The 15,624-nt window shown below is 64.1% G+C and carries 14 protein-coding genes; 7 read left to right on the top strand and 7 right to left on the bottom strand.

The window, feature by feature from the left end:
• Window position 1 precedes the first annotated feature (1 nt).
• The 5 genes from PDMSB3_RS23385 to PDMSB3_RS23365 form a co-directional block, all read right to left on the bottom strand.
• Window positions 2–643, bottom strand: coding sequence for an HD domain-containing protein (locus tag PDMSB3_RS23385; protein ID WP_007176384.1), 642 nt, complete (start codon window positions 641–643; stop codon window positions 2–4).
• Between the two features lie 190 nt (window positions 644–833).
• Complete coding sequence (locus PDMSB3_RS23380; protein WP_165187882.1) at window positions 834–2,306, bottom strand: mechanosensitive ion channel family protein; 1,473 nt, start codon at window positions 2,304–2,306, stop codon at window positions 834–836.
• A gap of 39 nt (window positions 2,307–2,345) precedes the next feature.
• Entirely contained in the window at window positions 2,346–4,214 is a 1,869-nt protein-coding gene (locus PDMSB3_RS23375; RefSeq protein WP_165187880.1) for an amidohydrolase, read from the bottom strand.
• A 121-nt stretch (window positions 4,215–4,335) separates the two neighbouring features.
• Window positions 4,336–4,971, bottom strand: coding sequence for a hydrolase (locus PDMSB3_RS23370; RefSeq protein WP_007176381.1), 636 nt, complete (start codon window positions 4,969–4,971; stop codon window positions 4,336–4,338).
• Between the two features lie 178 nt (window positions 4,972–5,149).
• Entirely contained in the window at window positions 5,150–6,070 is a 921-nt protein-coding gene (locus PDMSB3_RS23365) for a LysR family transcriptional regulator (protein WP_007176380.1), read from the bottom strand.
• 118 nt (window positions 6,071–6,188) lie between these two features.
• Here PDMSB3_RS23365 and PDMSB3_RS23360 point away from each other — a divergent pair, with 118 nt between their 5' ends.
• From PDMSB3_RS23360 to PDMSB3_RS23335, 6 genes are all read left to right on the top strand, one after another.
• Window positions 6,189–6,842 (top strand): DsbA family oxidoreductase, encoded by a 654-nt coding sequence (locus PDMSB3_RS23360; RefSeq protein ID WP_165187877.1) that lies wholly within the window; start codon window positions 6,189–6,191, stop codon window positions 6,840–6,842.
• Entirely contained in the window at window positions 6,839–7,987 is a 1,149-nt protein-coding gene (locus tag PDMSB3_RS23355; RefSeq protein WP_165187875.1) for an FAD binding domain-containing protein, read from the top strand. Before PDMSB3_RS23360 ends, PDMSB3_RS23355 begins: the two co-directional genes overlap by 4 nt.
• A 37-nt stretch (window positions 7,988–8,024) precedes the next feature.
• A complete protein-coding gene (locus PDMSB3_RS23350; protein ID WP_007176377.1) occupies window positions 8,025–9,239 on the top strand; it encodes an MFS transporter in 1,215 nt (404 codons plus the stop codon).
• A 440-nt stretch (window positions 9,240–9,679) separates the two neighbouring features.
• Window positions 9,680–10,963, top strand: coding sequence for a c-type cytochrome (locus PDMSB3_RS23345; RefSeq protein WP_007176375.1), 1,284 nt, complete (start codon window positions 9,680–9,682; stop codon window positions 10,961–10,963).
• Entirely contained in the window at window positions 10,960–11,472 is a 513-nt protein-coding gene (locus tag PDMSB3_RS23340; RefSeq protein WP_165187873.1) for a (2Fe-2S)-binding protein, read from the top strand. The genes PDMSB3_RS23345 and PDMSB3_RS23340 overlap by 4 nt, the downstream gene beginning before the upstream one ends.
• A complete protein-coding gene (locus PDMSB3_RS23335; RefSeq protein WP_165187871.1) occupies window positions 11,469–13,733 on the top strand; it encodes a xanthine dehydrogenase family protein molybdopterin-binding subunit in 2,265 nt (754 codons plus the stop codon). The genes PDMSB3_RS23340 and PDMSB3_RS23335 overlap by 4 nt, the downstream gene beginning before the upstream one ends.
• Window positions 13,734–13,860: 127 nt before the next feature.
• Here PDMSB3_RS23335 and PDMSB3_RS23330 read toward each other — a convergent pair whose 3' ends face one another.
• Together PDMSB3_RS23330 and PDMSB3_RS23325 are read right to left on the bottom strand one after the other, a co-directional pair.
• Window positions 13,861–14,268, bottom strand: coding sequence for an Hsp20/alpha crystallin family protein (locus tag PDMSB3_RS23330; RefSeq protein ID WP_007176372.1), 408 nt, complete (start codon window positions 14,266–14,268; stop codon window positions 13,861–13,863).
• Between the two features lie 25 nt (window positions 14,269–14,293).
• Window positions 14,294–14,737: an Hsp20/alpha crystallin family protein gene (locus PDMSB3_RS23325; protein ID WP_007176371.1), complete on the bottom strand. Its 444-nt coding sequence runs from the start codon at window positions 14,735–14,737 to the stop codon at window positions 14,294–14,296.
• Window positions 14,738–14,989: 252 nt separating this feature from the next.
• Between PDMSB3_RS23325 and PDMSB3_RS23320 the strand changes: the two genes are divergently transcribed.
• Window positions 14,990–15,412 (top strand): hypothetical protein, encoded by a 423-nt coding sequence (locus tag PDMSB3_RS23320; RefSeq protein ID WP_007176370.1) that lies wholly within the window; start codon window positions 14,990–14,992, stop codon window positions 15,410–15,412.
• Window positions 15,413–15,624: the final 212 nt, after the last annotated feature.

The following is a 15,624-nucleotide window of genomic DNA, read 5'->3' as shown; positions in this document are numbered from 1 at the left end:
ATCAATTCGGCCAGTCCGATCCCAGCACCAGTCCGCAGAAATTCAGGCGGCGATAGTTCGGATCCCACCGGTCCAGCACATCGGCATTCACGCTCCCGAATGTCGTCTCGGGACGATGCTCCATGCCGTGCGCGTATGCTTCGATCAGCTTCTTCTTGAAGCCGGATTCGCGCGGATAGGCCTGCACGATTTCGTCACGCTGATGCGCGGTGAATTCGTCATAGCGCGCGCCCCGCACGTCCATCTGCACACCGGCGCTGATGAGCGCGACCAGCGCCGACAGGTGTTCCGGTATGCCGGGGGTCGTGTGCAAGGCGATCCCCACCCAGACCTCTTCGATCTCGCGCTCGGCGACGCCGTGCCGGCGCAGAAAATCGCGCGCGGCGTTGGCGCCGTCCACCTCGAAGCGGTATGGCGAGCGCTCGTACTTCGCGTTCAGGCCGACGTTGTGAAACATCGCCCCGACATACAACAGTTGCGCGTCGAACGTCAGGTTCTCGCGGTATCCGGTCAGCGCAGCGAACAGGAAGGCGCGCAACGCGTGATGAAACATCAGTTCGGACTCCGTGCCGCGAATCAGGTCAGTCGCCGCCTGGGCCATGACACCCTCGGGGATGTCGACGCCGGCAATGGTCTTCTTCATGTCAACTCCTCCATGTCAGCTCCTTTCCCGACGCGCCCTGGCGCGCATGCCGACCGGGTGCCGCAACCCACCCGTGCGCTGAACCGGCGGCAGTCCGGGGACTACCACCGCAGCGTAGCGAAACAAATCCATAAAGACTTTGGCGGAATCTTAAAAACCCTTAATCGCCACGCTACTTATGCGCATTCGCTCAAAGCGTCAGTTCATGGAAGCGCCGCACGCCGTCGCGAATCCATTGCAGCAAGCCGCCGGTGTTCTCGTCCAGACTCGCCGGCGAGGCCAGCAGCATCTCCTCCTTGGCATGGTGTTCCGAGAGCAGCCGGCACATTTCCTTGACCACCTCCGGGCGCCGCGTGAGAACCGGCGTCAGCGCGCTCTTGTCGAGCCGGAAAACCGTGGCGCGCGTCAGCGCCCGCACCACCACGGCCGTCCTGACGCCGGCGAGAATCCCCGACTGGCCGATCGAATCGCCCGGCGCGAGCCTGCGCAGTTCGATCTCCCCGCCGTCCTTGGTCACGATCACTTTGGCTACGCCCTGCGCCAGAATGTGCAGCTCGTGGCCGCTTTCATCCGTCGCGGCGTAAATCGTGTCGTCGGCGTCGAACTCGTGCTGCGTGAGTTTGCCGGCGAGTTCGGCAAGTTCGTCGCGCGCGAGCGTCTGGAAGATCAGCACGTTGCGCAAGAGCCGCAGCTTCTCGTCCGCGGTGCCGCCCGTCACGGGCTCAGGCACCGATAGCGGCCGCAACGCCACCCCGCGCGAAAGCAGATGACGGTGCGCGAGATCGAACAGATCGTTGCGCACGGCGATCTTTTTGCCCAACTCGCTGACATAACAGACGATCTCGTACTCGATCGCGTCGTTGGTGGCGCGCCGCACGCTCACGACCGGTTTCGGATCGTCGAGCACATCGCGCGAGCTTTGGGCCGCGCTGGAGAGCGCCGCCAGCACCAGCGCCGGCCGGATCGACGGCTTGACAGGCAGCACCACGCTGATGCCATGCGTATGCGACGGTTCGTTGGCGTTGACGATATGGGCGCGCGCCGCCACGCTGTTCGGAATCACGACGATATTGCCCTGACCGTTGAGCAGGCTCGTTGCGCGCCAGTTGCTCTCCACCACTTTTCCTTCCACGTCGCCGATCGTCACCCAGTCGCCGAGTCGAAACGGCTCGGTCGCGTTCAACACGACGCCGGAAAACACGTCGTTGAGCGTGCTCTGGATCGCGAGACCGAGCACGACCGCAAGCGCGCCCGACGTCGCGAGCAGGCCGCGCACCGGCAACTGCAGCACGAACGCGATCGCGCCGACCGTGGCGGCGAGAAAAACCAGCGCGCCGAACACGTCCTGAAAGAGCCGCTCCTTGTGCCATGCCTCGGGCAGCACCACGCGGTCGAGCAGAATCGTGACGAGCCGCGCCCCTTGCAGCCACCACACGATTTCCAGCACCTGCGCGAGCAGATGGCGCAGCGGCTCGGTCGGCCAGGGCGCCGCGCGCAACGGGTTCATGCCATAACTGAACAGCACGTAGCTCGACAGGGCGAACATCAGCGCGCGAAAGGCGAGCCGGGTCTGGTCGCTCTTGCGGCTCATGAAGCGCCAGGCGAGAAAGTCGAGGACCAGAATGACCAGCCCAAACAGCACGCCGTCGGTCAGGGTCGGCATAAAAGCCCTCGCTCGCCTGGTGGCTCGAACCCGGCGTGATCAGAACGCGAAGCAGCTACATCCCAACGCGCCCCAGAAGCCGTTCGAATCGCCGACCGGTACGTTCTTGCGCCACGCCCAGCCATGCGCGTGGGCGTGCACGCCGCACAGGTTCAAGCAGCCATCCACGCACGCCACCGCCGTCGGCTTGTAGCGGCTGTAGCCGCCGAACTCCGCCACCGGCGACCACGACGGGCTGACCGGCAGATCGGGCGGCGCGAGCGGCGCGAATTCGTCGTCCGCATAGACGACCTTGCCGCCCACCACCGTCATGTTCGAAGTCAGGTATTTGATGCGGCTTTCGTCGATGCTGAAGAAGTCTTCGCTCAGCACCGCGAAGTCCGCGAACTGGCCCGGCACCAGCGCGCCCTTCTTTTCCTCTTCGCTCGAGAACCATGCGCTGCCCACCGTGTAGCGGCGCAACGCTTCCATACGGTCGAGTTTGTTTTCGCTGCCGTACATCGCGGTGCCGCCCACTGTCTTGCCCGACACCATCCAGTACAGCGACACGAACGGGTTGAAGCTCGCGACGCGCGTGGCGTCCGTACCTGCGCCGACCGGCAGCCCGGCGTCGAGCATGTGGCGAACCGGCGGCGTACGCTTCACAGCCTCTTCGCCGTATTGATGAATGAAGTACTCGCCCTGATACGCCATCCGGTGCTGGATCGCAATGCCGCCGCCGAGCGCCTTCACGCGTTCGATGTTCTGCTGCGTGATGGTCTCGCAGTGATCGAAGAACCAGCGCAGGCCGTTGAACGGAATCTCGGCGTTCACGCGTTCGAACACGTTCAGGAAGCGCTCGATCGATTCGTTGTAAGTGGCGTGCAGACGGAACGGCCAGCGGTTCGCCACCAGCAGCTTGACGACCGCTTCCAGTTCGGTCTCCAGCGACTCGGGCAGGTCCGGGCGCGGCTCGAGAAAGTCTTCGAAGTCCGCGGCGGAGAACACCAGCATCTCCCCCGCGCCGTTCACGCGCAGGAAATCGTCGCCTTCGCCGGGCTTGGTCATCTTCACCCACTTGGCGAAGTCTTCGATTTCCTTCTTCGCGTTCTGCGTGAACAGGTTGTAGGCGATACGAACGGTCAGTTCGCTTTTCTTCGCCATCTCCATGATCACAGCGTAGTCGTCCGGATAGGCCTGATAACCGCCGCCCGCGTCGATCGCGCTCGTCACGCCGAGGCGGTTCAGTTCACGCATGAAATGCCGGGTGGAATTGTGCTGATCTTCCGGCGCGAGCTTCGGGCCTTTAGCGAGCGTCGCGTATAGCAAGCCGGCGTTGGGCCGCGCGATCAGCATGCCGGTCGGGTTGCCGCGCTTGTCTCGCTGGATCTCGCCGCCCGGCGGGTTCGGGGTGTCTTTGGTATAGCCGACCGCGCGCAGCGCCGCCGCGTTCAGCAGCGCGCTGTCGTACAGATGCAGGATGAACACCGGCGTGTCCGGCGCGATCGCATTGATTTCTTCGAGCGTCGGGCCGCGCCGCTCGGCGAACTGGAATTCGTTCCAGCCGCCCACTACCCGCACCCATTGCGGCGCCGGCGTGCGCGCCACCTGTTTGCGCAGCATGTCGAGCGCGTCGGCGAGCGACGGCACGCCGTCCCAGCGCAACTCCATATTGAAGTTCAGGCCGCCGCGAATGATGTGCAGATGCGAATCGTTGAGGCCGGGAATGACCGTGCGCCCTTTGAGGTCGACATGGCGCGTGTTGTCGTTTGCGTGGCGCATTACCGTCTCGCGCGAACCCGCAGCGAGGACGCGGCCGTTCGCGACGGCAAGCGAATCGGCGAATGAGCGCCTGTCGTCCTGGGTGGCGATCTTGCCGTTGAAGAACACGACCTCGGCCGGCGTCAATCCGGAAGTACTGGAATTCATGGCGGACCTCATAGGGAGCGCACCGCGTTTCGGCACGCGGAGCTATTCCGGGGAAGCGGGGAAGCGGGAAAAACCGGAAAGTGCCCGCTCGCGACGAGCACCTTTCCGCACGGCATGAAGCTCAGCCCGCCTCGCTCGCGTGCTCGCCGAGAATCGCCTTGGCGTAACGCACGCCGATCCCGTATGAGCTGTGCGCTTTCAGGATGTCCATGCAGCCTTCGTAGGTTTCGCTGCGCGCCCAATCGCGTTGCAGTTCGAACATGAATTGCAGCGACGTCATCGGCACCGCGCCCGCCTGGATGATGCGCTGCACCGCGCGTTCGTGCGCTTCCTGGCTGACGTCGCCGCATGCGTCGGTCGGCACGTAGATTTCGTAGCCTTCGGCGATCATCTGGATCGTCGGGAACGACACGCACACTTCCGTCCACAGGCCGGAGATAACGATTTTCTTGCGACCGGTTGCTTCGATCGCCTTGCGGAAATTGACGTCTTCCCACGAGTTCATCGACGTGCGGTCGACCGGCACATATTCCGGAAACACCGATTGCACTTCCGGCACCATGTCGCCGCTGAACGACTTCGCGGCGACCGTGGTAAGGATGGTCGGAACCTTGAACAGCTTCGCGGCTTTCGCGATCGCTTGCACGTTATGCAGGATATTGGTCCGTTCATGCGACATCGTGCCGAAGAACATTTGCGGCTGATAGTCGATGAGCGCCACGGCACAGGTGTCGGGGGTCAAAAGTTCTCTGGACATTTCGGGCTCCGTATGAAATTGAATGGGCAGTCTGAACAGACGTGCCGCGCTCGCCGGTGTAGCGAGGAAAACTGGAGCCCATTCTAGCGACGGGTTTTTGAAGAGTCCTTGGCCAAAGACCTTAATAGTTCTTAAAAAAGATGTACCGCAAAGCGCGCTTCGCGGCGAGCGCCGCCGTTCAACCTTCGAGCGACGCGCGAAGCCGCGTTTCCAGAAACTGAACCAGCGCGCGCACTTTGCTGGACTGGCGGCGATTAGGCAGATACGCGGCGTAGACGACGGCGTCGCCCGCCTGAGGACTCGCGTCGAAGTGTTCGAACAGACGCAGCAGGCGGCCCGCGCGAATGTCGGCCGCGACCTGCCATTCAGGTAGCAGCGCGATGCCGCGTCCCGCCATCACGGCTTCGAGCAGGATGTCGAGATTGTTCGACAGCAGATGGCCGTGCACGTCGACGCGTTGCCCGGCGTCCTCGCGCCGGAAGGTCCAGGTCTGGTGCGTGCGGTAGCCGCCGCCATAGGCGAAGCGCAGGCACTCGTGCTCAGCGAGATCCTGCGGCGTTTGCGGCGTGCCGTTGCGTTCGAGGTAGTCGTGGCTCGCCACCACGTAGCGCGGATTGTCCGCCAGTTTTTTGACGATCAGGCTGGCGTCGCGATCGGCGAGGCCGATCCGGATCGCAACGTCGATCCGGTCGAGCGCGAGATCGGCGAAGTGATCGGCAACCACGACGTCGAGAAACACCCGTGGATTTTCGGAGAGAAAGGCGGCGAGGTGCGGCGCGAGGCGAAGCCGGCTATAGGTGGACGGAACCGAAATCCGCAGCGCGCCGACCGGCGACGCGCCGCTGTCGAAAACGCTCTCGTCCGCCTCGGCAAGATCGTCGAGCACCTTGGCGACCTGTTCGACGTAAGCAATGCCGGCATCCGTCAGGCTGACCTTTCTCGGCGTGCGGGTCAGCAGCGCGGTGCCGAGCGAGGCTTCTAGCGAGTCCATCAGGCGCGTGACCGACGAGGTCGCCACCCCGATACGTTGCGCCGCCTTCGAAAAGCCGCCGGCGTCCGCCACTTCCAGCAGCGTTTTGATGGCGAGGAATTTGTCCATATGCGGCTCCGTCTGCAATTTGGTTGCGATCAGCGCAACACCAGCTTGCATTTTAGACCCATTCAACATAGCTAACGCAACAGATAAGCTGCCTCCATTACCTAGTGAGGGATGCAACATGCAAGCCATTCAGGTCGAGGTCAATTACGACTTCATTTGCCCGTGGTGCTGGATCGGCCAACGGAATCTCGCGGCGGCGCTGGCGGAAACCGGCATGAACGCGACTGTTTCGATCCGCTATGTGCCGTTCGAATTGAATCCGGCCATGCCCGCCGAAGGCATGGACCGGCGCGCCTATCGCAGCCGGAAATTCGGCAGCTGGGCGCGCTCGCAAATCATGGATGCGCAGGTCACCGCCGCCGGACTGGCGGCTGACGCGCATTTCCATTACGACAAGGTGCTGCGCACGCCGAACACGCGTCTTGCGCATCGTCTGATGCAGTTCGCGCAGCAGCGCAACGACCCGAGCGCGACGGCCGCGTTGTATCAGGCAATCTACGCCGCTTACTTCTCCGAAGGCCGCGACATCGGCTCGCTCGACACGCTGGTCGCGATTGCCGCGGAACATGCGTTCGACGCGGACGCAGTGCGCGCGTCTCTGCAAGGCTCCGCCGGCAACGAGGCAATCGACGCGGCGCGCGCGCGGGCCGACAGCCTGGGCGTTCAGGCCGTGCCGACTATCCGCATCGACGGCGATGTGATCAGTGGTGCGCAGCCGCCCGCGGTCTTCATCAACACACTGCGTGCGGCAGCGCAAAGGAAAGCAGCATGAGATCGCTCGAAAAACCGCGTGCCGTGGTGATCGGCGGATCGCTTGGCGGCTTGCTGACGGCCAATACGTTGCGGGCGGCCGGCTGGGACGTCGACGTGTTCGAGACCTCGCCCAATCAGCTCGAAAGCCGCGGCGGCGGCGTCGTGCTTCAGCCGGACGTGCTGGATGCGCTCGCCTTCGCCGGCGTCGAACTGCCGGACCCGCCGGGCGTGGCCTCGGGCGATCGCATCTATCTGGACCGCGAGGACCGCGTGGTCGAACAGCTCCACATGCCGCAGATGCAGACTTCGTGGAGCCTGCTGTACCGTGCCATGAAAAACGCGCTGCCCGCGTCCAACCTGCATGCCGGCGAGACCTTCGTCGACTTTCGCATGGAAGGCGAGCAGATCGTCGCGCAGTTCGCGAGCGGCCGCAGCGAGCAGGCGGATCTGCTGGTGGGCGCCGACGGCACCCGCTCGACGCTCAGGCAGCGCCTGCTGCCCGAAATCGTGCCACAGTATGCGGGCTATGTGGCATGGCGCGGCCTCGTCGAAGAACCCGATCTGCCGCTGCACGCGGCGGAGATGCTGCGGGAGCGCTTCGCCTTTCAGCAAGGCGACGGACATTCGGGCCTCTCCTATCTGATTCCGGGCGAGAACGATTCGACCGTGGCCGGCCAGCGACGCTTCAACTGGGTGTGGTATCGCAAGTACAGTGCGGCAAGACTCGAGGAGTTGCTGGTCGATCGTCACGGCATACGGCGGGCGTTTTCACTGCCGCCCGGCTCGACCAAGGGCATCGACATCGTACAGTTGCGCAAGGACGCGCAGGCCTCGCTAGGCCCAACTTTCCGCGCCCTGGTCGATGCCACCGACGATCCCTTCATGCAGCCGATCGTCGATCTGCGCTCGCCGAAGATGGTGTTCGGCCGCGCGGTGCTGCTCGGCGACGCCGCTTCGGTGCCGCGCCCACACACGGCGGGTAGCACCGCGAAAGCGGCCGCCAATGCGCATGCGCTGGCGCTCGCGTTGTCCTCGACATGGCATAGCGGCGCCACGATCGATTCAGCCCTCAAGCGTTGGGAGAACCAGCAGTTGCAACGCGGCAGGCTGATGACCGATCTGGGCATTTCGCTCGGTGACCGTGTGATGAATCTGGCGCGCTAGGTCTTCGTTTTCCATTTGTTTTCTTCAAGGAGTTGTCATGTCAACCGAGGTATCCACGACGACGGCCGGGACCAACCCCGTCAAGCTGACACGCGGACTGATCGCGCTGTTCGCGTTCTGCTGCGGCGCCATCGTCGCGAATCTGTACTACGCGCAGCCGATCACCGAACTGATCGCACCGGCCATCCACATGTCCGGCGGCACCGCCAGCCTGATCGTCTCGCTGACGCAGATCGGCTATGCCTTCGGTCTGTTCTTTCTGGTGCCGCTCGGCGACCTGCTGGAAAACCGCAAGCTGATGATCATCACCGCGCTGGTGTCGATCGCCAGTCTCGCCGCCGCGTCGTTCGCGCAGCAACCGGGGGTGTTCCTCGGCATTTCGCTGCTGGTCGGCTTCAGTTCGGTTGCGGTGCAGATCCTGATTCCGCTCGCCGCGCATCTCGCGCCGGACGAATCGCGCGGCAAGGTGGTCGGCACCATCATGGGCGGCCTGCTGCTCGGCATCCTGCTGTCGCGGCCGATCTCCAGCGTGGTGGCCGGGCACTTCGGCTGGCGCGCGGTGTTCGGTTCCGCCGCCGTGCTGATGGCGATCGTCACCAGCGTGCTCGCGCTGACGATTCCGCGCCGCCAGCCCGATCACCAGGCCACCTACTTCGAACTGATCGGCTCGCTCGGCCACCTGGTCCGCACAATGCCGGTGCTGCGCCACCGTTCGTTTTACCAGGCGCTGATGTTCGCTTCGTTCAGCCTGTTCTGGACCGCGATTCCCGTCGAGCTGACCCGCCAGTTCGGGCTTTCGCAAACCGGCATCGGTATCTTTGCGCTGGTCGGCGCGATCGGCGCGACCTCGGCGCCGGTAGCCGGCCGTCTCGCCGATGCGGGCCATACGGTGCGCGCGACGTTGATCGCTTTGGTGGTGGGCGCGTTCGCCTATACGCCGGCGCTGATCCATCCTGCCTGGGGCGTGATCGGACTCGTCGCGACCGGCATCGTGCTCGATTTCGCCGTGCAGATGAACATGGTGCTCGGTCAACGTGAGATCTATGCGTTGCATGCGCCGAGCCGCAACCGTCTGAACGCGCTGTATATGACGAGCATCTTCGTGGGCGGCGCGTTCGGTTCGGCGCTCGCCAGCCCGCTTTACGAACACGGCGGCTGGCCGCTGGTCGCCGTGGTCGCCACGGCCTTTCCGCTCATCGCGCTGGCTCATTACCTCGTGATCGGCCGTCCGTACGCTGCCCGCCACGCCTGATAGACGCACATCGCTGCATGACCGGACGGTTCGCCGTCCGGTTTAACAACGTTTCAGCGCGGCTTCAGGATATTTCGCGGGACCGGCGATACGCTGACTGGCACTGTCATTCATCTGAGCACCGGAACACCTGAACGACGCCCGCTTGCTCGCAAAGGAATCACCATGCCCTCCCTTTCTCGCCTGCTCGGCGGCTATGACTTCTCGGGACCGCGTTTGCCCGACCGCGTTGCGATAGCGCCGACGCATCGCTCGCAGTCACGAAGCCAGCCGGCCAGTACGGCAGCGACGCGGCCGGTTATATCGACTGTCCGCTCCAAGGCAGAGCCCGCCAGGGCGCGCAAGCAGGCACCGCAAGCGCATCACGCAAGCGATGCCGCAAACATCCGCCGCGATCCGCGCGGCCGGTTCGATTCAGGACTTTTGTGAGAGGTGCGTGAATGACCCGCAAGTCCAGACTTCTGGCGGGCGGCGGCGTGGTTGTCGTGGCCGCGCTAGCCGTCGCCTTTCTGCTGATGTGGAAGCCCGCCATCGCGCCGGTCGACCCTCCGGCGCCAGCTTCGTTCGACGCGCAGACGCGGCTCGCGGGCGCGCGTGTCGTTGCGCTGGGCGACTGTATCGTGTGTCACACCGCAAAGGGCGGCAAGCCGTTCGCCGGTGGCCTGCCGCTCGCCACGCCGTTCGGCACCATCTACGCGACCAACATCACGCCGGATCTCGAAACGGGCATCGGCAACTGGTCGCTCGAAGCCTTCATGCGAGCGCTCCGTCATGGCGTTGCTCGTGACGGGCATCTGCTGTATCCGGCGTTTCCGTATATTCACTTCACGCGCATGTCCGATGGGGACATCTCGGCAGCCTACGCGTATCTGATGACACGCGAGCCGGTCAACGCAGTCGCGCCAGCCAACGAACTGATCTTCCCGCTGAACTTCCGGCCGCTGCTGGCATTCTGGAACGTGCTGTTCCTGCATCCCGGCGTACAGCAGCCGGACGCGTCGAAAGATGCCGACTGGAACCGCGGCAAGTTGCTGGTGGATGGCCTCGGCCACTGCGCTTCGTGTCATTCGCCGCTCAATCTGATCGGCGGCGAAAAGTCGGGCCACGCGTTCGACGGCGGCGTGGTCGACGGTTGGGAAGCGCCCGCGCTCAATGCACTGGGCGCGGCGCCCAGGCCGTGGACCCAGGACCAGCTCGTCGCGTATCTGCGCTCGGGCCGCGCCAGCGAACATGGTGCGGCAGCCGGCCCGATGCTGCCCGTCACGCGCGATCTCGCCACCGTGCCCGAAGAGGACGTGCAGGCGATCGCCACCTACGTGCTGTCGATCCAGAAAGCGCAGCCGGTCGCCGCGAACGTTTCTACCGCGGCCCAGGGCGGCAGTTCGCCCGAAGCGCAGCGCGGCGCGACGCTGTTCGCGGCGTCGTGCGCGCAATGCCACGGACCTGCCGCGCCGATGCAGTCGATCGGCGAGCGCCCTACGCTCGCGTTCAGCACCGCCGTCAACGCCGCGACGCCGCGCAACGCGATCCAGATGATGCTGAGCGGCAACGGCTGGCACGGCGAAGACAGCGAGAACTACATGCCGGCCTTCAGCCAGATCTACGACGACCAGCAGATCGCCGATCTCGCTGCCTACATTCGCGCGACCTATTCGCAGCGCGGCCCGTGGCAGGACGTCGAGACGACGGCGGTCAGGCTCAGAAAGGAGAACAACGCGCGATGATCAATCTGACCGTGAATGGCGTGCAGCACGCGCTCGATATCGATCCTTCGACGCCTCTGCTCTATGCGCTGCGTAACGACCTGCAACTGCACGGCGCGAAGTTCGGCTGCGGCCTCGGACAATGCGGCGCCTGCACCGTGATCGTGGATGGCGAGGCTGTGTTCTCGTGCCTGGTTCCGGTCTCGTCGATCGGCAAGCGGCCCGTGCGCACGATCGAAAGTCTCGGCACGATCGAACACCCCGGCCCGTTGCAGAAAACGTTCATCAATCACCAGGCGGCGCAGTGCGGTTACTGCATTGCCGGCATGATCATGCGCGCGCAGGCGTTGCTCGATCGCAATCCGCGGCCCACCGAGCGCGAACTGCTCGAACATATGGAACCGAATCTCTGCCGATGCGGCACCCACACCCGCATTCTCGCCGCGATCCGCGAAGTCGCGCATCTGCCGGCCGGCGACGCCACGGCGCCGACGCCCCAGCGCACGGCCAGCCAGGGAGGCGCGCAATGAGCGTCAAGGACGAGGAAATCAACGAAGGACGCCGACGCTTTCTGCTGTCCGGCGCGCTCGTCGTGAGCTTCAGCATGGTGCCGGGCGTCGGCGCGATGGCTCAGGAAGTCATCGCGGACGAAGGCGCCGCCGTGCATGTCGGCAAGGAAACGCAAGCGCTCGCCGGCAGCCTGAAGACCAACCCGTACCTCGATTCGTGGATCAGAATCGATCGGGCGGGCAAGGTGACCGTCTACACCGGCAAGGTGGAACTGGGCACCGGCGTGCGCACCGCGCTTTTGCAGATCGCCGCGGAAGAACTGGACATGGCGCCCTCGCTCATCACGTTCCTGACCGCGGACACAGGCGCGTCGCCCGACGAAGGACTCACAGCGGGCAGCCACACGATCGCCGACAGCGGCAGCGCGTTGCTGAACGCGTCGGCTCAGGTGCGGGGGCTGCTGGTCGATGCCGCCGCCCAGCACTTCGGTGTTGCCGGCAGCGTGCTGAGCGCGCGCAATGCGGTGATCAAGGCGCCGGACGGCCGCAGCATGACCTACGGCGAAGCGGTCGGCCTGGTCGACCTGCATCGCATGGCCTTGCCCGTCTCGCCGCTGAAGAACCCCGCCACGTTCGCCGTGATCGGCACGTCGTTGCCGCGCGTGGATATTCCCCGCAAGGTGACCGGCGGCGTGAGTTATGTCCAGGACCTGACGATGCCGGGCATGCTGCACGCCCGCGTGGTCATGCCGCCCGTCTACGAAGCGCGGCTTCTGCAGACGAACACGCCCGTGATTCTGAAGATGCCGGGCGTCGTCAAGGTGGTCAGAAACGGCAGCATGCTGGCCGTGGTCGCGAAAGGCGAATGGCAAGCCGTGCAGGCGCAACGCGCGCTCGCCGCAGGAAGCCAGTGGACGCCCGGACGCGAGCTGCCCGATCCCGCCACCGTACACCGCGATCTGAAGGCGATTGCCACCCAACACATCGAGATCGCCAACACGCACGCCGCCGCCGGCGCGGCTGTCAAAACGCTCGGCGCGAAATACACCAAACGCTACATGCTGCACGGCTCGATCGGACCGTCCTGCGCGGTCGCTCTGTTCAAGGACGGCGCGATGACCGTCTGGACCCATTCGCAAGGTGTCTACCCGTTGCGCGACGGGCTCGCCGAAATGCTCTCGATGCCGAAAGACAAAGTCCGCTGCATTCATGTCGAAGGATCGGGCTGCTACGGCCACAACGGCGCCGACGACGTAGCCGCGCACGCCGCGTTGATCGCGCGCGAAATGGACGGTCAGCCGGTGCGCGTGCAATGGATGCGTGAGCAGGAACAGACCTGGGACCACTACACGCCCGCGATGGTGACCGAAGTCAGTGCTTCGCTCGACGCGAGCGGCAGCATCGTCGACTGGAACTACGCGCTGTGGAGCAGTTCGCACAACGAGCGTATCGTCAACGCCGGCCGGCTGATTCCGGCGCAGTGGCTGGAAAAGCCGTTCGTCCCGGCGCTTTCTGTCCCGATGGTGCAGCCCGAAGGCGGCGGCGATCGCAACGCTATTCCGCTCTACGCGTTGCCGAACCTGCACGTGGTGAACAACTTCTCGCCGACCATGCCGCTGCATACCTCGGCAATGCGCTCGCTCGGCGCACACATGAACGTCTTCACGATCGAGATGTTCATGGACGAGTTGGCCGCCGCGGCCGGCATCGACCCCGTGGCGTTCCGGCTGAAGCACATGCAGGACCCGCGCGCCCGCGACGTGATTCAACTCGCCGCCGCGAAATTCGGCTGGCCGCGTGCGCCGCGCAAGCGCAATCACGGCGTGGGCTTTGCATTCGCCAAATACAAGAACCTGATGGCTTATGTCGCGATCGCCGTCGAGGTGTCCGTCGTGCCGGAAACCGGCCAGGTGATTCTCGAACACGCTGAGGCCGCAGTGGATTCAGGACAGATCGTCAACCCCGACGGCATCCGCAATCAGATCGAGGGTGGCGTGATTCAGTCGGCAAGCTGGACGCTGTATGAACAGTTGCAGTTCGATACGAAGAGAATTCGCAGCTTCGACTGGAGCAGCTATCCGATCCTGCGCTTCTCCGCGGTGCCGCGCAGCGTCAACGTGCATCTGATCGATCAGCCGGGTGCGCCGTTTCTCGGCGCGGCGGAAGCGTCGATGGGGCCGACCGCGGGTGCGCTCGGCAATGCGCTATTCGATGCCACCGGCAAGCGCCTGCGCGACCTCCCTCTTGCCGGCGAAGGCCTGCGCAAGCTGATCGACGTTTAGCGGCCCGGCAAAGCTGTCGTGCGCATGATGCTGCGTGCGGAGGACTCGCGCCAATGCACCGGCCTTGTCCTCCGCGACAGCCCGCGCGTCAACCTACGTTGCCGACGTGAGCCGACATTAATCGACGTTAATCGACGGCCACCTCGATGCGTCGCGGCCGCGCCTCTTCGCGCCGTGGAATCGACAGCTTCAGCACGCCGTCCTGGAGCTTCGCCTCGATCTTCGACGTATCGAACTCCGGTCCGAGCGTAAACGACCGCGCGAAGTGCGGCACGCGAACCTCCGCGTGCTGCAGACGCAGCCCTTCCCGCGTCGGTATGTTGGCGGATGCTTCGATACGCAGATTGCCGTCCTGCACCCTGATCTCGAGATTCTCTCTGGGCACGCCGGGCAGATCGGCCCACAGTGTCACGCCGTGCGCGTTTTCGATCACGTCGACTGCCGGGCTGAGCGTCACGCGCTGTTCCGTTCGTTCAGGCTCCGCACGATTGATGGAGTTCGAGTCACGGCGAGCGAGTTGCGTAGTGTCGTTCATGATTGGCTCCTTTTCGTCTGTCCTGTTACTGCACGGTGATCGCGCGGGGTCGGGAAGACTCGCGCTTGCCGACCGTGATGCAGAGGCAACCGTTCACATAGCGGGCCTCGACCTTGTCGGGATCAGCGTGCTGCGGTAACTCGATGACGCGGCGAAATGCACCGCTGAAGCGTTCCCGCGCGTAATGACGTGCCGCCTCATCCGACGCATCCGGCGTCACGGCAGCGCGTTCGCCGGCGATGGTGAGGAGGCCCTTGTCGATCGAGACCTCCAGTTGCTTCGGATCGATGCCCGGAGCGAACGCGACTATGTCGATAGTGTCGTCGGTCGTACCGATGTTGATTTGCGGAAACGCCGACAGGCGGTCCGAACGGATGCTGGAAGGATAGCCGCCGAACAGCGTTGCCATCTGCTGATGCAGACGATCGAACTGGCTGAACAGGTCGGTCGTGAAGTAGAGATCACTCATGGTCGTTTCCCCGGTAAATGCGGCGAGGATGCGAACGGGCCTACGCGCTCCAGTCCGCCTGCCCCACCGCGGCAAACAAATCGAAACACGCAGCGCACGATACGGGACCGTGCGGCTGCCTGAGCGAAATACAAAATAGACGTTGCTGCACGGATTTCAAGGGCGGCGCCAAAAATTTTTTCGCTCTTGAAAAAGCGTTCTGAAACCCTATCCTCCGCCCAGATATCGCGGACATTTCTGGCAGGAGGATCTATGGAATTCGATTCTGACTGGCTCACGCTCGGCAGGCACCGCGTTCGTCTGCGCTCGCCGAGGGGCTTTCCTACCGAGGGCATGCGCACGGCGGTGGACGTGATGCGCCTCGCCATCGAAAACAATATGAGCGCCCGCGCCCGTCTCGTCGATGTGGCGGTGCGTGAAGAAAAATCGTATGACGTCTCGGTTGGCACGACGTTCGCCGAAGACCGGTTGTGCGTCCCCCAACTCGAGGCGGCGATCGCGGTCGTGCTCGGCCTGTTGCCCGGGCAGATCCGCATCTTTGTGACGGTGGTAACGCAGGAGGAGGTCGATCTACATTTCGGCGTGTACGAGAGAATGCTCGCGGAAAAAATCGGCGGACTCGCGCCCATTTCGCAGACGTACTCGGCCAACGCAAGCAACGCATCGGACGGATGAGCGCTCTGGGGGTATCCGCGTTTCATTCACGCAACGCCAAACGGTGTGCCGATTGTCGGATAGCGCCTGGGAATTCGCGCGCAAGCCTTGTCATAGAGAGATTTTGACCGCCATATGACAAACATTCCGCTGCGCCGCCGTGACGGCAATTTTTGCCATAGGCGAGTATGGTTTCCGAAGGCAAATTCCTGCCGCGATGAATGAACGTGTGT

The organism is Paraburkholderia dioscoreae (assembly GCF_902459535.1).
In the GTDB taxonomy this organism is placed as follows: Bacteria; Pseudomonadota; Gammaproteobacteria; order Burkholderiales; family Burkholderiaceae; genus Paraburkholderia; species Paraburkholderia dioscoreae.
Note: the sequence above shows the minus strand (reverse complement) of the source record. Positions and strands in the feature narration are given on the sequence as shown.